This window comes from Blautia intestinihominis, assembly GCF_040096655.1.
Classification (GTDB): domain Bacteria; phylum Bacillota; class Clostridia; order Lachnospirales; family Lachnospiraceae; genus Blautia_A; species Blautia_A intestinihominis.
The window spans coordinates 1-21,210 of the sequence record NZ_JBBMEI010000016.1 but is presented as its reverse complement, the minus strand read 5'-3'; the positions used below and the strand labels follow the sequence as shown (position 1 = coordinate 21,210).

15 protein-coding genes are annotated in these 21,210 nt (G+C 42.8%); 4 read left to right on the top strand and 11 right to left on the bottom strand.

What is annotated here, in order from left to right; translation table 11 throughout:
* Positions 1-14: 14 nt before the first annotated feature.
* Positions 15-1,250, bottom strand: a complete 1,236-nt coding sequence (locus WMO75_RS06745; RefSeq protein ID WP_173907004.1) for a galactokinase — start codon at positions 1,248-1,250, stop codon at positions 15-17.
* Positions 1,251-1,514: 264 nt separating this feature from the next.
* Between WMO75_RS06745 and WMO75_RS06740 the strand changes: the two genes are divergently transcribed.
* Both WMO75_RS06740 and WMO75_RS06735 read left to right on the top strand, forming a co-directional pair.
* A complete protein-coding gene (locus WMO75_RS06740) occupies positions 1,515-2,414 on the top strand; it encodes a helix-turn-helix transcriptional regulator (protein ID WP_022215670.1) in 900 nt (299 codons plus the stop codon).
* Positions 2,411-3,190, top strand: a complete 780-nt coding sequence (locus tag WMO75_RS06735) for an HD domain-containing protein (RefSeq protein WP_298090207.1) — start codon at positions 2,411-2,413, stop codon at positions 3,188-3,190. The genes WMO75_RS06740 and WMO75_RS06735 overlap by 4 nt, the downstream gene beginning before the upstream one ends.
* Positions 3,191-3,398: 208 nt before the next feature.
* Here WMO75_RS06735 and WMO75_RS06730 read toward each other — a convergent pair whose 3' ends face one another.
* Entirely contained in the window at positions 3,399-5,855 is a 2,457-nt protein-coding gene (locus WMO75_RS06730; protein ID WP_118252583.1) for a glycogen/starch/alpha-glucan phosphorylase, read from the bottom strand.
* 96 nt (positions 5,856-5,951) lie between these two features.
* Positions 5,952-9,104, bottom strand: a complete 3,153-nt coding sequence (ileS, locus tag WMO75_RS06725; RefSeq protein ID WP_303217495.1) for an isoleucine--tRNA ligase — start codon at positions 9,102-9,104, stop codon at positions 5,952-5,954.
* 521 nt (positions 9,105-9,625) lie between these two features.
* Here ileS and WMO75_RS06720 point away from each other — a divergent pair.
* The gene (locus tag WMO75_RS06720) at positions 9,626-10,906 is read left to right on the top strand and encodes a D-alanyl-D-alanine carboxypeptidase family protein (RefSeq protein ID WP_349077818.1); all 1,281 of its coding nucleotides are present in this window, start codon (positions 9,626-9,628) and stop codon (positions 10,904-10,906) included.
* Here WMO75_RS06720 and WMO75_RS06715 read toward each other — a convergent pair.
* The 5 genes from WMO75_RS06715 to WMO75_RS06695 all read right to left on the bottom strand — a co-directional run bounded on the left by WMO75_RS06715 (position 10,889) and on the right by WMO75_RS06695 (position 17,341).
* Positions 10,889-11,848: a 3'-5' exonuclease gene (locus WMO75_RS06715; RefSeq protein ID WP_349077817.1), complete on the bottom strand. Its 960-nt coding sequence runs from the start codon at positions 11,846-11,848 to the stop codon at positions 10,889-10,891. The genes WMO75_RS06720 and WMO75_RS06715 overlap by 18 nt on opposite strands.
* 168 nt (positions 11,849-12,016) lie before the next feature.
* The gene (locus WMO75_RS06710) at positions 12,017-13,522 is read right to left on the bottom strand and encodes a S1C family serine protease (RefSeq protein ID WP_022213752.1); all 1,506 of its coding nucleotides are present in this window, start codon (positions 13,520-13,522) and stop codon (positions 12,017-12,019) included.
* Positions 13,523-13,714: 192 nt separating this feature from the next.
* Positions 13,715-14,137, bottom strand: coding sequence for a GGDEF domain-containing protein (locus WMO75_RS06705; protein WP_349077814.1), 423 nt, complete (start codon positions 14,135-14,137; stop codon positions 13,715-13,717).
* Entirely contained in the window at positions 14,106-15,836 is a 1,731-nt protein-coding gene (locus tag WMO75_RS06700; RefSeq protein WP_349077813.1) for a YhgE/Pip family protein, read from the bottom strand. The genes WMO75_RS06705 and WMO75_RS06700 overlap by 32 nt, the downstream gene beginning before the upstream one ends.
* Positions 15,833-17,341, bottom strand: a complete 1,509-nt coding sequence (locus WMO75_RS06695; RefSeq protein WP_349077811.1) for a YhgE/Pip domain-containing protein — start codon at positions 17,339-17,341, stop codon at positions 15,833-15,835. Before WMO75_RS06695 ends, WMO75_RS06700 begins: the two co-directional genes overlap by 4 nt.
* 311 nt (positions 17,342-17,652) lie before the next feature.
* On the opposite strand from WMO75_RS06695, the gene WMO75_RS06690 reads away from it, so the two are divergent.
* Positions 17,653-18,240, top strand: a complete 588-nt coding sequence (locus WMO75_RS06690) for a TetR-like C-terminal domain-containing protein (RefSeq protein WP_349077810.1) — start codon at positions 17,653-17,655, stop codon at positions 18,238-18,240.
* A gap of 92 nt (positions 18,241-18,332) precedes the next feature.
* Here the strand turns inward: WMO75_RS06690 and WMO75_RS06685 are convergent, their stop codons facing one another.
* From WMO75_RS06685 to WMO75_RS06675, 3 genes are all read right to left on the bottom strand, one after another.
* On the bottom strand, positions 18,333-18,980 hold the full coding sequence (locus WMO75_RS06685) for an L-rhamnose mutarotase (protein ID WP_118699063.1): 648 nt from the start codon (positions 18,978-18,980) through the stop codon (positions 18,333-18,335).
* A gap of 106 nt (positions 18,981-19,086) precedes the next feature.
* Positions 19,087-19,566, bottom strand: a complete 480-nt coding sequence (locus WMO75_RS06680; RefSeq protein WP_022213757.1) for a DUF2284 domain-containing protein — start codon at positions 19,564-19,566, stop codon at positions 19,087-19,089.
* A 483-nt stretch (positions 19,567-20,049) separates the two neighbouring features.
* A complete protein-coding gene (locus tag WMO75_RS06675; protein WP_349077807.1) occupies positions 20,050-21,054 on the bottom strand; it encodes a DHH family phosphoesterase in 1,005 nt (334 codons plus the stop codon).
* Positions 21,055-21,210 lie beyond the last annotated feature (156 nt).

The window sequence follows — 21,210 nt, the reverse complement described above, 5'->3', positions numbered from 1 at the left end:
TAGACAGTAGTTGCTTATCCGATATGTGCTGCTCCGACTGCACGGATGTCCATTGGATATACATTTTCTTTTCCAACAAATTTAGAAATATATTCTACATAGTTCTCCTGCTCTTTTTCCGGAATGATCGCTGCGATAACGCCTGCAAATCCACCACCGTGAACACGGCATACGCCTGCGCCAATCTTCTTGAGGAAAAGCTGTGTCAGTGCAAGAGTTCTTGTGATCTTCTGCTCGTGGAAATCTTTCATAGTGTAGCAGTTCTGAAGGAGTTCCCAGGAAGATTTTCCGGACTCGTCGATCAGTTCAAGGAATTTATCATAATCATCATTGTGGATCGCATCTGCCGCTTCCTCTACACGGGTAGTCTCTCCAAAGAAATGAAGTGCACGGAGAATTGCTCTGTCATCCTCAATCTCATTGCAATGCTCAAGAAGTGCATCTACGTTTGTCTCATGAAGAAGGTTCACGCCAAGTACTTTGGCAACAGCTTTCATTTCACCCGGGATCTCAGAGTATTCCTGGCTCAGATCTGCATGACCTTTTCCTGTATTTACGATAACAAGCTTGTATCCGAATTTTCCGAAGGAGAAATCCAGTTTGCTGTATTTGAGGTTATTGCTGTCAGCGAAATCAAAAAGAACCGGTCCGCCTACTGCACATGCCATCTGGTCCATCATTCCGGAAGCTTTGTCCCAGTAAACATTCTCTGCATACTGGCCAACTTTTGCATAATCATTATATGTCATTTTGCTTTCGTTAAAGAAGTAATCAATGATAGTGCAGATCAGCATCTCGAAAGAAGCAGAAGAACTTACACCTGCTGCTGCGATAACGTTTGTGCTTACATATGCATCGAATCCTGCTGTCTTAAAGCCGTTCTTCTGTGCACCTTCCATCATACCTGCAACGAGTGCCGGTGTTCCCTTCTTGTAGTTTGCCTTGCTCAGTTTGGTAAGGTCTACAACGATCTCATCTCTGTATCCTTCACTGGTGATATGGATAGTCTGTGTTCCGTTCGGATAAGCCGCTCCGATGGTATCCAGGTTGATGCTTCCTGCAATCACCTTGCCGCCATTGTGGTCTGTATGGTTTCCAATGATCTCAGTTCTTCCTGCTGATGTGAAGTATTCTGCTTTGTCATGTTTGTATGTTTTTGCAAAATTATCTGCAAGTTTCTGGAAACGTGCGCTGCTCTTCTCTGTTTCTCCATAGATTTCCTGAAGTTTTGCTGTTTCTGGTAAATTCATGTTCCTGTTCTCCTTTTACATTTTATTTTGATGCATCCCATGTAGTTTTTGTTTCATTATGTTGTTTCGTTACGCTCTTTCATCATGCACATTATTCTCCTGTGCACATCTGATAAATCCATTATATATCTTTTTCTGTAAAATACCTTAATTAATCTGCGAAAAAAAAGTAAAATCTTGCGTTATTCATATTTTTTTGTTTATAATAAAGGTAATTTCCTGCGTTCAGCAAATCTTCGAAAAAAGGAGGAGAGACAGTCTCTCATGCAGATCATCACAAACCAGTTTCAAAAAGAATTAAAGAAACATGGCAGCGACCATTTCCCGTTTCTGGTCAGTTATCAGCGGCTGTCAGAATATGATTCCAATTCCTTTATGTGGCACTACCATCCGGAAATCGAGATCACTTATATAAAAAAAGGCTCCATGCACTATCGTGTAAATAATCAGTCCTTCCACCTGAAAGAAGGGGACATTATTTTCTGCAATTCCAACGCCCTCCACAGCGGCGAAATGGAGCACCAGGAGGATTGTTCCTATATACCGATCACTTTTGACCCAAAGCTGATCTATGGATTTTTCCAGAGCACCATCTGTACGAAATATGTAGAACCTGTGATCCAGAATCTTGCTGTCTGTGCGATGCACATCGACTATACAGAAAGCTGGCATGAAACTTTCCGCAAAAAAATGTTGGAAGTCATCGCCCTTGATAAAGAAAAGCCTGATTTCTACGAACTGGACATATCGATCCGGATGCAGATCATGTGGCGGCTGCTCGTAGAACATCTCCCACATCAGCCGCTTCCTGCCGCATCTGATCTCACAGAATATGAACGGATCCGCAAAATCCTCTCTTACATAGAACAGAATTACATGAACCCGATCACACTGGCAGAAGTCGCTGAACACATTCATCTCTGTGAAAGTGAATGTACGCGCCTGTTTAAACGCCATATGAATACTACACTCTTCTCTTTCCTGCAGGAGTACCGGATCGAACGAAGCCTGGAATACCTGAGCACCCACGAATCCATCAGCAACATCGCCGGAAAGACCGGCTTCTCCGACTCCAACTACTACTCCAAAGTCTTCAGCAAGATCAAAGGCTGTAGTCCGAGAGAATACCGCAAAAATCTTATATCACAGGAGGATCACGCATGAACTACAACAATGCAAAAGAACAATTTGAGAAATATCTGAACAGCTATGACCGTGATAATGGTAAAGTCCGTCTCAAGATCATTCATACCTACGGCGTAGTGCATGATATGACAGAAATCTGTAAACGTATGCAGTTATCTGATGAAGACACTGAACTCGCCAGAATCATTGCCCTACTGCACGACATTGGTCGTTTTGAACAGTTGAAACGTTTTGACAGCTTCGAACCGACCACCATGGATCACGCAGCTTATGGTGTGCAGGTTTTATTTGAAGAAAGCATGATCCGCCAGTTTGTCCCGGAATCCACCTGGGACGATATCATCCACACTGCTATCGCCAGACACAGTGATTTCAAACTTGAGGGGATCACAGATCCACTCACCCTCCTTCACGCCCGCCTGATCCGCGATGCAGACAAACTGGACAACTGTCGCGTAAAATTAGAGGATGATCTTCTGGTCTTCATGGGGGCATCTGGAGAAGAAATCGGTGCACAGGCAATTACTCCTGTCATTTACGATACTGTTTTCAAAAACCAGTGTGTCTACTCCCCTGACCGCGTCACCAGAATGGATTACTGGGTCTCCTACGTCGCTTACTTCCTTGACATCAATTATCGTGCAACCCTCGATATCATCGAAGAACACGACTACCTCAACAAGATCATCGACCGCATTCCTTACTCCAACCCGGACACCCGCCAGAAAATGGAAGACATCCGCACACATCTGGCTGAATTTATCCACACCAGCCCAGGATATACCTGGAACTAATCCACATTTCCTACAAAAAAGGACCTGACTTACCTAAGCCAGATCCTTTTTATTTACCCACAATCATTCTCCACACAGGAAATCTACCCCACACAAAAACTAGGAATACATTCCCCCACTAACTCACTTCATCTCATCATAACCTATAGCCATGTTTCGACTAAGCCAGGGGTGTGCAGAGGGGACTGCTAAGTCCACTTTGCGGAATTTATTTAATAAATACTTTGTCCAGATGCCAGATATCATCTACATACTCTTCAATTGTTCTGTCAGATGTAAATTTACCTGCGCATGCTGTGTTCAGCATAGCCATACGAGCCCAGCCTTTTTCATCTTTGTATGCTTCTTCTACTTTCTTCTGTGCTGCTGCATAGGAGCGGAAGTCAGCAAGGATGAAGTACTGGTCTGCTCTCTCTCCACCATTCTGGTTGAGGAGTGAGTTGTACAGATCACGGAACAGTTCTGTATCAGCGGAGAATGTTCCATTTACAAGCTCTGTCAGTACCTGACGGATCTCATCATCTGTGTTGTAGATGACTCTCGGATCATATCCGCCATTGTTTTCGTAATTAATAACTTCATCTGCACTCAGACCGAAGATAAATGCGTTTTCTTTACCAACTTCATCAACGATCTCAACGTTAGCACCATCCATGGTTCCCAGAGTCGGTGCACCGTTCAGCATGAACTTCATGTTACCTGTACCGGAAGCCTCTTTACTTGCAGTAGAGATCTGCTCAGAAACATCTGCTGCTGCAAAGATCATCTCAGCGTTGGATACACGATAGTTCTCGATGAATACAACTTTCAGTTTGCCTTCGATAGAAGCATCATTGTTTACAACATCTGCTACAGAGTTGATCAGTTTGATGATCTTCTTGGCACGTGCATAACCTGCAGATGCTTTTGCACCGAAGATGAATGTTCTTGGATAGAAATCCATTTCCGGATGTTTCTTGATCTGATCATACAGATAGATTACATGCAGAATGTTCAGAAGCTGACGTTTGTACTCATGAAGTCTCTTAACCTGTACATCGAAGATAGAACGTGGATTTACCTCTACTCCGTTGTGCTCCAGGATGTATTTTGCCAGACGAACTTTGTTCTGGTATTTGATGTTCATGAATTCCTGCTGTGCTTTTTCATCATCAACATAAACTTTCAGTTTGCTGATCTGAGACAGGTCTGTGATCCATTCCGGTCCGATATGATCTGTTACCCAGTCTGCAAGAAGCTGGTTTCCGTGAAGCAGGAAACGTCTCTGAGTAATACCGTTTGTCTTGTTGTTGAATTTCTCCGGCATCATTTCGTAGAAATCTTTCAGTTCCTGTTTCTTAAGGATCTCTGTATGAAGTTTTGCAACACCGTTTACAGAGTAGCCTGCAACGATTGCAAGATGAGCCATTTTTACCTGTCCATCATAGAGGATTGCCATTTTCTTGATCTTGTCATAGTTTCCAGGATATTTTTCCTGAATCTCAAGAACAAAACGACGGTTGATCTCTTCGATGATCTGGTATACACGTGGAAGCAGTCTGGAGAACAGTTCAACCGGCCATTTCTCAAGAGCCTCTGCCATGATTGTATGGTTTGTATAAGCAACAGCTTTGGTTGTTACAGACCATGCATCATCCCATCCAAGACCTTCTTCATCCATAAGGATACGCATAAGTTCTGCTACTGCTACTGTCGGATGAGTATCGTTCATCTGGAAAGTAACTTTTTCGTGCAGTTTCATGATATCTTTGTGGTTCTTCTTATATTTGTCGATAGCAGCCTGGAGACTTGCAGATACGAAGAAGTACTGCTGTTTCAGACGCAGCTCTTTACCTGCCATATGGTTATCATTCGGATAAAGAACTTCTACGATATTGCGGGCAAGGTTTTCCTGCTCAACTGCTTTTTTGTAATCACCTTTGTCAAAGGAATCAAGCTCAAAGTCTACGATTGGCTCTGCATCCCAGATTCTTAAAGTGTTTACGATCTTGTTGTTATATCCTACGATCGGCATATCAAACGGAACAGCTTTTACTGCCTGATATCCCTTGTGTACGAATTTGTTGGATCCTGTTGCCGGATCATATTCAACATCAACATATCCACCGAAGTGAACTTCTTTTGCATATTCCGGACGGCGAAGTTCGAACGGATATCCGTCTTTGAGCCAGTTATCCGGTACTTCTACCTGATATCCGTCTTTGATCTGCTGTTTGAACATACCATAACGATAGCGGATACCACATCCATATGCGCTGTAGTTAAGAGTTGCAAGAGAATCCAGGAAGCATGCTGCCAGACGTCCCAGACCACCGTTTCCAAGGGCCGGGTCCGGCTCCTGATCCTCAATTGCGTTGATATCAAGTCCGAGCTCATCCAGAGCTTCTTTGACTTCTTTGTATGCAGTCAGGTTGATCAGGTTATTTCCAAGTGCACGACCCATCAGGAATTCCATTGACATATAGTAAACAGTTTTCGGATCCTGCTCTTTGTATGCGTTCTGTGTCTCAAGCCAGTTATCAATGATAACGTCTTTTACAGTGTAGCATACAGCCTGGAAAATCTGCTCCTGTGTAGCTTCTTCGAGTTTTTTACGATAAAGGAATTTAACGTTTTCCTTTACGCTCTCTTTGAAAGCTTCTTTTTTGAACTGCTTGTCGATCATCGCGTTTCCTCCTTAATCGCACAGCAACAGCTGTGCAGCTTTGATTACCCCAATTTTTACGAATCATGCCCGGTATATTTACCGGGCATGAGTTAATTACATCTTTGCAACACCAAGGACAACTGGCTCTTTGTTAATATTCCATTCTTTTACATAGCCGTCGGTTGTGCCCAGAGTCATATCCTCTGCCAGTACTTCAGACATGATTTCTTCTTTGTGGTTCTTCATGAGTTCAAGAATTCTGTCATTATCTTTTGCATAGATATGGATCTTGTCCATAACTTCAAATCCGGCTTCTTTTCTCATTGTCTGTACTTTGCTGACAATCTCACGGACGAATCCTTCTTCGATCAGCTCTGGTGTCAGATTTGTATCAAGAACTACAGAAATATCACCGTCTGCTTCTGTTACATAACCTTCTGTCTGTGCGGTCTCGATCAATAAGTCTTCCTCAGAAAGTTCTACCTTGTTTCCATTGATATCCAGTGTCAGAAGACCTGTGGATCTCAGCTCGTTCATCGCTTCTGTTCCGTTGATCTCAGCAAGTGCTGTACGGATGCCGTTCAGAAGTTTACCGTATTTCGGTCCTACTGTACGGAGCTGCGGTTTGAAACTGTAGGAGATGAAGGACTCTACATCATTTGCGAACTTCACTTCTTTGACATTCAGCTCGTCTGCAATGATATCTGTGTAGAACTGACCCATTTCTTTGTCAGCTTTGATATACATTGTTCCGATCGGCTGACGGTTCTTGATGTTTGCAGTATTTCTTGCTGCACGTCCAAGAACAACGATCTTGAGAAGTTCTTCCATATCGTCTTCCAGCTCTTTGTTGATCCATGCTTCTTCGACTTTCGGGAAATCACAGAGATGAATACTCTCAATTGCGTCTTTGTCAACGCTTCTTACAAGGTTCTGGTAGATTTCTTCTGTCATGAACGGGATCATCGGAGCTGCTGCTTTGGAAATTGTTACCAGAGCAGTGTACAGAGTCATGTAAGCATTGATCTTATCCTGCTCCATGCCCTTAGCCCAGAAACGCTCACGGCTTCTTCTTACATACCAGTTACTCATCTCATCTACAAACTCCTGAAGAGCTCTTGCGCTTTCCGGGATCTTGTAGTTTGCAAGGCAGTCATCGACAGTCTTCACTACAGAATTCAGCTTGCTTAACAGCCATTTATCCATAACAGGAAGATTGTCATAATCTAAAGTATATTTTGTTGGGTCAAAATTGTCAATATTTGCATAAAGAACAAAGAATGCATAAGTGTTCCACAGAGTACCCATGAACTTACGCTGACCTTCCTGAACAGCCTTGCCATGGAAGCGGTTCGGCAGCCACGGAGCACTGTTGATATAGAAGTACCAGCGGATCGCATCTGCACCGTATTTCTCAAGTGCATCGAACGGATCAACTGCATTTCCTTTGGATTTACTCATTTTCTGGCCATTTTCATCCTGTACGTGTCCAAGAACGATAACATTCTTATATGGAGCCTGCTTGAACAGGATCGTGGACTCAGCAAGCAGAGAATAGAACCATCCTCTTGTCTGGTCAACAGCCTCAGAGATAAAGTCTGCCGGGAACTGTTTTTCAAAAAGTTCTTTATTTTCAAATGGATAATGATGCTGTGCAAAAGGCATTGCTCCTGAATCGAACCAGCAGTCAATAACCTCCGGTACACGATGCATGGTTCCACCACATTCCGGGCATTTCAGTGTGATCTCATCGATGTATGGACGATGGAGTTCTACTGTCTTGGCTCTTTCATCACCGCTCATCTCAAACAGTTCCTGACGGCTTCCGATAGAATGCATATGTCCGCATTCACACTGCCAGATGTTCAGTGGTGTTCCCCAATAACGGTTTCTGGAAATACCCCAGTCCTGAACGTTTTCCAGCCAGTCGCCGAAACGTCCCTTACCGATGCTCTCCGGAATCCAGTTGATAGTATTGTTGTTACGGATCAGATCATCCTTAACTGCTGTCATCTTGATGAACCAGGACTCACGTGCATAGTAGATCAGTGGTGTATCGCATCTCCAGCAGTGCGGATAATCATGCTCGAATTTCGGAGCATCAAAGAGTTTGCCCTCTTTATCCAGATCCTGAAGTACAAGCGGATCAGCTTTCTTAACAAAAACGCCGGCATATGGAGTTTCTGCTGTCATATCACCTTTGCCGTCTACAAACTGTACGAACGGAAGGTCATAGTCGCGTCCTACACGGCTGTCGTCTTCACCGAATGCCGGTGCGATATGAACGATACCGGTACCATCACTCATCGTTACATAGTTATCTGCTGTAACAAAATGAGCTTTCTTTTTCTGTTTTGCTGCTGCCTCTCCTGCGCATGCGAAGAGCGGCTCATATTCTTTGTATTCCAGATCTTTTCCGACATATTTCTCAAGAACTTCGTACGCCGGTGTCTCTTCGGAACCAAGTTTGCCGAGAACTTTGTCAAGCAGTGCTTCTGCCATATAATAAGTATAGCCATCTGCTGCTTTTACTTTGCAGTAAGTCTCTGTCGGGTTTACGCAGAGTGCAACGTTGGATGGCAGTGTCCACGGTGTTGTGGTCCATGCCAGGAAGTATGCATCTTCTCCGACAACCTTGAAGCGAACGATCGCAGAACGTTCTTTGACTGTTTTATAACCCTGTGAAACTTCCTGTGCGGAAAGTGGTGTACCACAACGCGGACAGTAAGGAACGATCTTGAATCCTTTGTACAGGAGTTTCTTGTTCCAGATTTCTTTCAGTGCCCACCATTCAGACTCAATATAGTCATCATGGTAAGTAACATATGGATTCTCCATATCAGCCCAGAAACCAACGGTTGAGGAAAAGTCTTCCCACATTCCTTTGTATTTCCAGACACTTTCTTTACACTGCTGGATAAATGGTTCCATACCATATTCCTCGATCTGTTCTTTGCCGTCCAGACCAAGTTTCTTCTCTACTTCCAGCTCTACCGGAAGTCCGTGGGTATCCCATCCAGCTTTACGAGGTACCATGTAACCTTTCATAGTACGGTATCTCGGGATCATATCTTTGATAACACGTGTCAGTACATGACCGATGTGCGGTTTGCCGTTTGCTGTCGGCGGTCCATCATAGAACATGTAAGTAGGATCGTCTTTGCGGTCCTCCATACTTTTTTCGAAGATATGGTTTTCTTTCCAGAATTTTTCTACTTGTTTTTCACGGTCTACAAAATTCAGGTTCGTATCTACTTTCTGATACACAACAGATTCCTCCTTTAAATTCTCTCGGGAAAATTTTTCCATAAAAATAAAAAAACTTCCGTCCTGTAAAAGGACGAAAGCAATTTCCACATTCGCACCACCTGTTACATTGTACGGGCTGGTAGTAATCAAACGCCGATACATGTTCCCTTTAACGGCGGAAACACCGTCCCTCCTTACTTAAGATTTCAGGAAAGAAACTCCGGAGTGATCTTCCATCGAAATTACTGACACCAGGCTCCCACCTCATCCCGGCTCTCTGCGGTTTTCATATCGATCTACTGTCTCCATCACAGTTTTTATTTCATTATATGTGCTGTTTCATTATACGGTTCTGTTTTTGTTTATGTCAAGGTCTTTTTGCGATATTTTCAGGGATTTACGGCTATTTTACCCAAACCGCTTTAAGGTTTTACGTTTTCTCCCGCTGAAATACACCCTTGTATACAAAAAATGATTACAGTATAATTGTTGAGAATGGTATAATATAGAAATTATATTCAATAAAGAAAGGTAATTACATGAAAAATAAAAAAATCAGCAGACGTGCTACTGCCACCTGCTCGACATGCAATGCAATAAAGCGCGTTCTTGGCAGCGTACTCTGTGCAGCTCTCATTGTCTGCCAGACAGTTCCTGTCCTTGCAACCGATGAATATGGTGATCCGATCGTAACAGCAACGCCTGTTCCTGAAGAAATCTATCATACAGACTATTATACACAGCCTGCAGATACAGATTCCATTGAGGGATGGGTTCAGGGACCTCAGATAGAGGGAGAATCCGCTGTACTCATGGATATGATAACAGGAAGCATCCTTTATTCAAAAAACGCAGACAAAGCTCAGTATCCAGCCAGCATCACCAAGATCATGACTGCCCTTCTCGGCAGTGAAAATCTGAAAGCCACAGACAAATTTACCATGTCTGAAACCGCAGCTCATGGAATCACAGATACTCAGAGTTCCAGTATCTACGCAGATACCGGGGAAGAATTTACCGTAGAACAGGCACTGATGGCAGTTATGCTCCAGTCAGCCAATGAAATGACTCTTGCCATAGCTGAACAGACTTCCGGTTCCGTCAAGAAATTTGTCGAACTGATGAACCAGAAAGCCCGTCAGATAGGATGCACCAATACGCATTTCAACAATCCTAACGGTCTTCCGGATGAGAAACATTACACTACAGCCAATGATATGGCAAAAATCGCCCGTGCAGCCTGGTTCAATCCGATGTTCCGTAAATACTGTACAACTGTTTATTACGAAATCCCGGCAACCAACAAGTTCAGTGAAACCCGTTACCTTCTGAATCACCACAAGATGATGTCCGGACAGACCTATGCTTATGACGGTGTTCTTGGCGGCAAAACAGGTTATACAGAGGCAGCCGGAAATACACTCGTTACTTTTGCTCATCGCGGAAATATGTACCTTGTCTCCGTCGTCATGCAGTCCATCAATGGTGCATACTCCGATACCAAATCCCTCCTGGATTACGGATTTGACAATTTTTCCAGAGCTGCTGTAAAAGAAAAAAAAGAAATCTCTTTTTCCTGTCTTCCTGCAGAAAAATATCTGATCAAAGACTACCAGCACTGTGTTCTTTTTTATTCGATGCGGACACCTTCCGTAGCACTTCCAAATGGAACAGATACGGATTCCCTCAAAAAGAATTACACCATTAAAAAAAATCCGGCAGGTCGTCCCCTTCTGACCATCAATTATTCTTTCAATGGTCATCAGGTTGGAACTGCCAGATATTATCCAAAAAATCCAATCTCAGATCTGCTTCTCTGATTTTCTTTTGATCTGTCTCTTCTTGCGGAGGGAATCCCTTTTTTCACGGATTTCTTCCGCTTTTTCATTACCTACATTTTTAAGCGTCTTAATTACATAATAACGGTCTTCTTCTGTATGACGGATCCTTATCTTACCTTTCACGTATCCATGCTTCTGACAGAGTGATATGCTCTCATATGCCTTCGAATTATTCATAAACCATCGAATCTTACGTTTCGCCGGCAAATGACAGATCGGGCATTTCGTGCTGGTCACTTCCCTGTCCCTCATAATCTTGTCCCGGTCTGTGAATTCCCTTGAAACATATTGGTCATGATCCGGATAGGATAAAAAAAGCTCATCTTTCTTTTTTTTCGGGTTCTGATATACGTCCATGGAATAGTTTGTAAAAAGAGTCTTCTCATCTACCCATTTCAGAACCATCGCCGTATAACGCGCATCTGTCAGTGCCCTGTGGAATGTCTGCTCCTTCGGAATATCAAGCTGATCGATCGCGAATTCCAGACTTCTGCGTCCACCGGCTTCCTTACAGCACATACCAAAAACTTTTTGCACATCGTAATACTTCACCGGTCCCGGAAGAAGAAACAGCAGATCATAATATTTCATATTTCTCTGCAATTCCATGACATCCTGATTTCCCCAGGTAAAAAATGCAAAGTCATCTCCACACCAGTCCAGAAATTCCCTCACCGCCTCCGAAAAAGGAAGTCCGTCTGCAAGATCCTTATAATCCACATGGATCACCTCATGGATACTGTCATGGATCCAGTTATATACCTGCGGCTTTATCAGCCTCTGAAAAACATCTACAGGTTCTCTTTTTTCATTCATCTTCACAGCACCGATCTCTATGATTTCAAAAGGCAGGCGACTGTTTGAATATTTCTTTCCGCCTGGACTCTGATTCCATTCCAGATCAAAAACAATATAGTTCATACCGTGTTTCCTTTTCTTTCTTTTCCGTAAAATACCTGATGTATTTCTGCACTCTGTCATTTAGTATAGCAAAAGAAAGGAACCGATGCAACTGCACCGATTCCTTTCGTGGCTTATAATATTTATAATAATTAATCTATTACTGCCTGTTTTATGTCAACTTGCGGTTTACCATACGTTGTAGTAACGTTCATAGGAAGTTCCATTTTCGAGGAAATCCTGAAGCAGACTGTCTGTACTGTCACCAAACTGTTCTTCATCCTGATCCTGGTTTCCATCACCCTGATCATCCGGTTTTCCCTGATCCTGATCGTCTTTGGACTCATCCTTGGAATCCTGGCTATCAGCATCCGGATTTTCTCCAAGAGTTACGGTAACTGTTTTTTCTTTATAGGAATCACCATTTGCAACTTCGATGGTAACGTCTACTTCTTCACCTGGCTCATAGTACTCCAGACGGCTTACCAGTTCATCAATACTGCGTACTCTCTTACCATCGAATTCTGTGATGATAGATTTTGCCTTGATTCCAGCTTTGTCTGCTGCTCCGCCTTCTGTAACTTCAGAAACAAGAACACCTTCCGGAACTCCATAATACTGTGAAGCTTCCTCGCTTACAGACATACCTGTGATTCCAAGTACACCGTGATTATCAACTTTATCTCTTGGTGTTTCGTTCATCAGCTGCTCCAGAGTATCCGTAACATCTGAGATAGAAATTGCATATCCCATACCTTCAACCTCTGTAGATGCAAGTTTCGCAGAGTTGATTCCGACTACTTCACCATCCATATTCAGAAGTGCACCACCACTGTTACCAGGGTTAATTGCTGCATCAGTCTGAATCAGGTTTACTGCATCTGAATCTTCTGATTCTTCAGAACCATCAGAGTTCAGTTTACGGTTCTTTGCACTTACAATACCTGTTGTTACAGACTGTCCATATCCAAGAGCGTTACCAATGGCAACTACCTGCTCACCTACTTTAAGGTCATCAGAACTTCCCATGGTTGCTACCTGGATCTGATCCATTGTATCATCAGAAATATCAGACAGTGCTACAGAAACAACTGCAAGGTCTTTGTCCTCATCATAACCATTGACGGTTGCCTCATAAGTCTCGCCATCAATGCAGGTAACAGATACGGTATCTGCTCCGTCTACTACATGATAGTTTGTTGCGATCAGAAGGCTGTCATCATTCTTTCCGATGATGATACCAGAACCGCTTCCTTCAACTTCCTGCTGTGTTGTATATCCCTGGCTTCCACCGAATCCATAATATCCAAGATAATTCTGAACATCCTGAACAGATTTCGTTGTGATCGCTACTACGGATTTCATTCCTTCTGCTGCGATATCAGATACATCCAGGCTTCCTTTTGTCTTGCTGGAATCGCTTTCATCACTGCTGTCAGATTTATCCTTCTTGTCTGATTTTGTCTGAAGAAGAGTTGTATTTTCTTTGTTAGAAGAAGCAGCTTCTACACTGCTGCTGTTCCATCCAGTCAGTGCATTCACACCCTCAAAAGAACCTGCTGCAAGTCCGCCTGCCAGAACTGCGCATAATGCAATACCTGCTGCTTTCTTTACTTTCTTTCTCATTCTTTCTTTCGGATCGTTATTTCTATTTTCATTGTTATCATTCATTGATCTATTATTCATATCTGTCATCAAAATCCCCTCCTTGGAATCTCTGTTTACTTCTTTTCTTTTATGGTTAGAAGTATAGGGGGTATTTGTGTTGACTTTGTGGGAAAAATGTGACGAATCTGTTAATTTCCCCAATGTTCTCCATGAATAACAAAAATTCCCTGCTGCCGCTACAGGGCAGTACAGGGAATTCCTGTCAAAAATCCTATTACATCAGAAGATCTTACATCCATGTCTTCCATGTTCTTTAATATAGTAAAGAGCTTTATCCGCATCTTTAAAGATATCATCCTCTGCATTATCCCGGTCAGAAAATGCAACACCGACACTTAAGGATACCGCCGGAACTCCATCCACTTCCTTGGAAAGTGTTTCATTCACAGCTTCGATCTTTTCCTCGATCGTATATTTGAGATCGCTGGTCATCTCAACCATGATGATTGCAAACTCATCTCCACCGATTCTGCATACATAGTCGATGCTACGGAAGGTTCTCTTGAGGAGGGTAGCTACTTTCTGAAGAATAGTATCTCCCATTGCATGACCATAGGTATCATTTACAGATTTAAAGGTATCAACATCTATAATGATGTGACTCTCTATTTTATGCGACTCCTTTTTCTTCCAGCCAGTCAAGAAGAAGCATTTTGCCCTGTTTCTTCCTTCGTGCCATGTGATTGAACTGAAGGATCGTCAATATTGAGAAAATAATCGTAAGTCCGATCAGTACCACAACAGACTGATGGATGCTCTCACCGCCGCAGATCGTGCTTCGGAAAGCATTTACTGTGTATGTAAACGGCAGATAATAATGAATCTTTGCCACAAAATCTGGAGAAATCTCCACCGGATACGTTCCCGCTGAACCGGCAAGCTGTACTACCATGAAGATCAGCATCAGGAAACTTCCAACTTTACCAAATGTAATATTGAAGAAATACATGATCGATGTAAAGCATGCTCCCGTCAGTGCCGCAAACAGGATCGTCTTTGTCATTTCCACTGGTGTAAATCCATCAAATACATGAAGCAGAAGGATCAGAAGAACACCCTGAAGGATTGCCACCGGATAAAGGACAGAAGCCTTGCTTGCCCACCATGCGAATCCGGATTTCAGTTTACCTTTGTATTCTGTCAGAGGATACATCAGACAGAATGCCAGGCAACCTACCCAAAGACCAACTGACATCATATACGGCGCCATTGCATGTCCATTGTTTTCTACCGTTGTGATCTTTGTCTCTTCGTCTGTGATCGGTGTTGCAAACATACTGATCGTATCATCACTTGCCTTTGTTTCTTTCACCTGCGCTGCCCCGTCGCCAAGGCTTGTTGCCAGTGTATCAGAACCATCTTCCAGTTTGGTCATTCCATCACCAAGTTCTTTGGAACCATCATAAAGCTGTGAGGATCCGTCCTGGATCTGGCCTGCGCCATCAGAGAGCTGTTCGGCTCCGCTGTTCAGTTTATTATTATTGGAAACCAGTTTGCTTGTTCCATCATGAAGTGTTTTGGTTCCGCTCGCAAGCTGTTCGGCTCCACTTGCAAGAGTTTTTGCACCTTCTGCAAGCTGTGAAGTTCCACCTGTAAGAGCACTGTTGTTTTCTGCCAGAGTAGAAACTCCATCTGTGTACGTATTTAATCCTGCACTCAGTGTATTTATACCATCTGCAAGTGTTTTTCCACCATTTGTAATCTGATTGATGCCGCCTGTAACGCTGCTTCCAGCCGCTTTGAGACTTGCCGCACCGGATGTCAGTGTCTCGTCGTTTGCTGTCAGTGTCTCAAACCCTGCATTTAATGCTTTAACTCCCGCTGCTGCTTTTGGAAAATTCTTCGTTCCGCTTTCCAGAGTGGAAAGTGCAAAAGCTACAGAAGTTGTTCCTGCATTTACTTTCTGTGATCCGGCACAAAGCTGATCCACCGCTGCTGATACTGCATTGATCGGATCAGAAGGAACTTCCGGCATGGAAGAAATGCCTTCTTCCATTTCATTTGCACCAGCCTGCATCTGTGATGCTCCGCTGCTCATTTCACCGGCTTTGTTTCCAAGTGTATCTGCTCCACTGTTCAAACCGGAAGCTGCCTGCTCCAGCTGCGATGCTGTACTGTTTAACGTACTCTGTGCTCCTGCGATCTGTTCTGCTGCAGAAGCTGCGATCTGCTGTGCCTGACCAGTATACGCATCTGCATCAATACCAGATACTCCGCTCGCTCCTGCATCTGCTCCGGCAAGGGAACCGATCACTGCACTGAGACTTTCGGCGGAGATCATTCCATTTTCATCTGCCTGTCCCTGGATTGCCTGAAGTGCTGCAGAAGCATTTGTAATCACTGCATTTGCTGCTTCTGTCTGCTGGTTGGCTGCACTGATCTGTCCATTTGCTGCTTAATCTGTGCATTTGCATCCTGGGCACACTGCTGTACCACCCCTGCCATGCTGTCTGCAGCCTTTGATACCGGCGCGGAAACACCCTGGAGCTGAGAAGCAGCCTGTGAGATTCCACTGCTGGCAGTACGGATCGTATCCGCTGCAGAGTTCATGCCCGCTGCGGCCTGATTCATTCCTGCTGCCGCTGAATCCATTCCCTGACTTGCGGTTTCCATTCCTGTCTTTGCTTTGTTCAGACCTGCGGCAAGTTCTTTCATTGAGTCTGCCGTTGCACTGTCTGAAAGACTATGTAACTGTTCGGATAACTGTCCCAGCCCACTTTCAAGCTGCTGTGTTCCACTCTTGAGAGAACTGTTTCCCTCAGAAACGGCTGTATTCAGCTGTGCAATTCCACTGGATACCTGTCCGATATTTTCCAGTGCAGAAAGCTGCTGCGCTCCGGCTGCAAGCTGTTCTGCTCCGGCAACATACTGTGTCACGCCATCAGCAAGTGTATTTGCACCGCTTACATACTGTGTAGTACCACTTTTCAGAGTATCCAGTCCTGTTTTCAGGCTCTGTGCCCCTTTGCTCAGACTATTTGCTCCAGAAGTAAGCTGTGCAGAGTTCGCATCCAGTTTTGCAACTCCATCTGTATAACTCTTAACCCCTTCATCAAGACTGTTTACACCACTTGTCAGTGTAGGAAGTTTTGCTGTCAGAGTTCCAACACCCTCATCAAGCTGGGAAGCACCTCTGTCAACCTGAGAAACGCCATCTGTATATTCCTTCAGGCCTTCTGTCAGAGTTTCTGCACCACTCTTGAACGTCAGTGTGCTGTCAGCAAGTTTCTTAAGATTTTTGATGATCGTCTTATTTCCATCAGAAGCAGTTTTGAGTCCGTCTTTTAATTCCTCAGAACCATCCGCTGCCTCCTGCATTCCATCTCCAACCGTTGCAATCTGGTCAAAAACCGTCTGTGTATAAGTTTCAGTCACCTTGGAAGCAACTGCCTCACGGATCTTGGACAGAGCGCTCTCGCTCATCTTGGACGCGATATAGTTGGTTCCCGGATTTGTCTCATACTTCAGTTCCATTTTTTTCGGATTGTCGTCCATCAATGTAGAAGCATCTTTGGAGAAATCCCCCGGAATGGTGATTACCATATAATAAGTACCATTCTTTAATCCCTGCTCTGCTTCCTCACTGTCTACAAAATGAAAATCCAGTGCATCATTGTCCTTTAGCTCATCCACCATATCTGAGCCTACACTCAGCGTTTTGCCATCGTATTCTACGGATTTGTCATTATTGACCACTGCCACCGGAAGCTGATCCAGATTTCCATATGGATCCCACATGGATTTCAGAAACAAGCCGGCATAGATCACTGGAATAATAATGATCGCCATGACTACGATGATCAAAATCTTGTTGTTCCATAAACTTTTCCACTCGTTTTTGATCATTTATATGTTCCTTTCCTGTAATGTAAATATAATTGTAACATGCTGATTTAAACGAACTCTCTCCATCAAATAAATATTATCTTAACAATAGACAATATTCTATTAATGGTTTTAGTTTCTATTAATCAACATTATGTTGCTTTTCTTGGCAAGGTGTATTATACTAAACACGAAAAGCAGATACAACCAACAAAAAAATATCGTCATGTATATTAATAGACATATTTTTAATTAATGTCTATCACATGTCAAAAATTGACATTTTATCTAAAAGATGACGATTTTTGACCAAAAGATTAGGGGGATTTAACATGGCCGGAAAAGTTGACCGGAGAGTACGCAAAACCAAAGCACAGCTCAGAGAAGGGCTTGCACGCCTGATGCTTCAGAAAAGTATTAAGGAAATTACAGTAAAAGAACTTGTTGACGAAGTTGACATCAACCGTTCCACTTTTTATCTTCATTATACTGATATTTATCAGATGCTGCAGCAGATCGAGGAAGATGCTCTGGAAGAAATCACTCAGGTAATGCAAAATTACACGATCGATTCCAATAATACAGAAGGTGCTTTTTACTTCATCGTGCAGTTTTTCAATATTCTGGACAGCAATAAGGAACTCTGTCTTGCTCTCCTTGGACTGCATGGAGATATGGCATTCGTAGAACGGATTGAAAAGCTGATCGCAGGAACTTTCTTAAGCCAGCTTCCTGAAAAATTTCCAGAGGATGACCCAAATCTCAAATACGCTTATGCCTTTATCCTGAACGGATGTGTCGGCCTGATCCGCACATGGCTCACAGAACCAGAGCAGAAATCTGCGGAGCACATGGCAGAGCTTACCTACAAAATGATCGAAAGCACTACCCAGGGATATCTGGAAATGCTCAAAAAATAATTTTTATTCTAATGTCAGAAGCCCCGGCTGCCGCATTCATCCATGCAGTAACCAGGGCTTCCTTTTATACTTTATTTTATTCTCTGTTCTGATCAGTTATGCCATGCCAGACGTTTTACATCTGCATGAACATCACCTGTCATCCAGTCTACATCATTCGTGATCCAGTCCATGATTCCAAGCTGACGCATTTCCCATTCAACAGTCTGCTCTCTCTCTTCAACCGTTTCTTCTACTTCCATGGTAGTATCGATCTCATCATAACCAAAAATATAACCACCGGCACTCCAGATGCTGAAGTTGCTGTCCGGACCCGGATCAACAGTATCACCTCTCTGTTCGATCAGACCGTCATGGCGTCTCTTGTATTCTTCTTCACAGCCATCTTTGAGTTTAGTCATAAACATTCTGTGACGGATCAGTTCTTTGTTTTCTCTTACAACACCAAAGTTATGATACATCAGCCGCATATCTTTTCCCGGTGTGGAGATCCAGTCAAAAGTATCCTGGATTTTCGCGGTAATGGCATCTTTCGCTGCATTCTCCTCTGCGCTTAAAGCTGCTCCATCCTCGTTCTCATAATAACCAAAGATCAGATCCTCTGCATTCCAGATACTGAAATTCTTTACCTTATTACGATCAAGAAATGCTGTCAGTTTCGGCCAGATCTCTCCAAGTTTTTTGCGGTAGTCATTCATCCTGCCTTCTTTTACTTTCATTGCAAATGCATGTCTTTCCATGGTAAAAACCCTCCTGTCATTTGTGCTTTTCAGACATTGCTGTCTGCATCTGCAAGCTTTTATTTTCTGATACTGATTCTATCACATCTGTATTTATAATACAATTTTATTCATGAAAGAGGATCTGGGAAAAATAGCGCACCATTCCGTCATCTGTCCAGCAAAGCATTCCCGCCGCATCTGCCATTTTCTGTGCGTCCACACAGTATGCCGACATACAGGAATTATGTTTATACGGACCGGCACTCATGATCAGCAGATCTGTCTTTCCGTCTGCTTTCATCTTCTCTGCGAGTTCTTCTGTCATTTTATTCTGCAGCAGTTTTGCTTTTTTGTATTCCGCCGGATCGTGCAGATCCTCCTGCATTGTCTGCAGCACCAGTGTTTTTTCATAACTTAATGCACGCTGTTTCATCTCTTCCACGGTTCCACTTTCGGGTGGACAGGCTGGATTTACATTATAACAGCCGCATAAATTTTCTTCACAAAATGTCCGGTATTCCGGCACAAAGACAAGCTCTTTCGTATCCATGACAGCCGCCCCGGAAAATCCCAGAAGAATAGCTTCCTGCATAAGATCCATCATAAAATCTCCCTTCTGTTATTATCGTAATTTCTCACTTTTTCTTATTATTTAAAGTAATTATACCCAATATCTGTCATAGGTCAACTATATCCCACATAAAATATATCAAATAAGCTATTCAGATAAAGTAAGCTCTTGGGTCTGTGCATTATTTTGTATTTCGTTTTATTTCTCGTCTTTTATGCGTGCATTATATCGCACTTCTTTTCTCGTCTTTCTTTTTTATATATAATTTTTTATATTACATCCCATTTATCGTACATATAAGTTTTTATAATACTATTTATAGTACTTTATTGTCGAATTTTCAAAAAAGCCTCAGTTATTTTTTTCACTATAATCATGTGCAAAGTTTTTCTTTCACTCTTTTGATATCTTTGGTATTTTCAGCTTAAACCGTCATTTATGAGAGCAAAAAAGCCGGTGCCTATCGCAGCAGCAATAAGCACCGGCTCGTTTCATTTCTTATACTATTTTTCACATTTATTCTCTCAAATCCTTGATCCGTTCAAAAATAGCTTCCCTTAGTTTTTCCACATCATCCGTTGTCTTTTTCAGTCCCGCGGCAGCGGCATGTCCTCCACCGCCAAAAGGAGTCAGCAATTCATTGACGTCAATCCATTCACCATCAGATCTGAAAGAACATCTCCATTTATTCTCAGCTTCCTCATACATGGTAAAGCTCAGCTCTATATCCTCGCAATCCCGAAGAATTTCTGCAATTGGATGGATATCTTCATAACGGATTTCTTTTTCTTTGCTCTCTTTCTGATCTACACAAACATACGCTACTTTGCCATCCAGTACACAAAACGCCTTATTTAATAAAAGGGCTTTCTTCTGTAAGCTTTCCAGCATATCATTATGCATCGTTTTCATAATATCACTGTGTTTTACGCCAATTCCCTGCAATGTCATTACCGCATACAGAGTACTTTCCTTTGCCCTGGCAAGACCTCCTGTATCCTGTATGATTCCCAGGTAGATATAATCAGCAGCTGTTGGATGAAGTTCTAAAGTCGTCGCTTTTTCTAGACTATTTTTGTCCAGTATATAAAAAACATTCTCTGCACAGGCTTCTGAAACTTTCGTATAATTAATGTTTCCATATCCTTCATTAGATGCATGGTGATCAATAACCATTGATGCCGTAGCAGCTTCATAATATTCTCTTCCTGCCATACGCACGATCACTGCATTATCGCACACAATAACTGCAAACTTTTTTCCTTCTACGTTCGGTTTTTCAAATGGATTAAATACTTTATCTGTCTTTATGATCTTATTAGGGCCTTTATCTATTGTATCCGCCAGATATGGAAGCACTTCATACTGAGGATAGTTTACCTTTATGTAATGTGCTAATCCCATGACAGATCCTGCCGCATCCCCATCCGGATTTATATGTCCCAGTAATACAACTGTATCCAGTTTATTACTGGTCATCATGTTTTCGAATTCTTTGTCAAAATCAAATTCTTTTGGCATATTTCTCCTCCTCTTCTTTTCGGTAAAAAAGAAAATCTAAGACACAAGTACTACTGTATCTCAGATTTTATCTTTAGTACTATAAATGAGCAAGTTCGTGATTTTGCATAAAAGAAAGACACCTTAAATCTGATTATGTTGTATAATGAAAGTGAC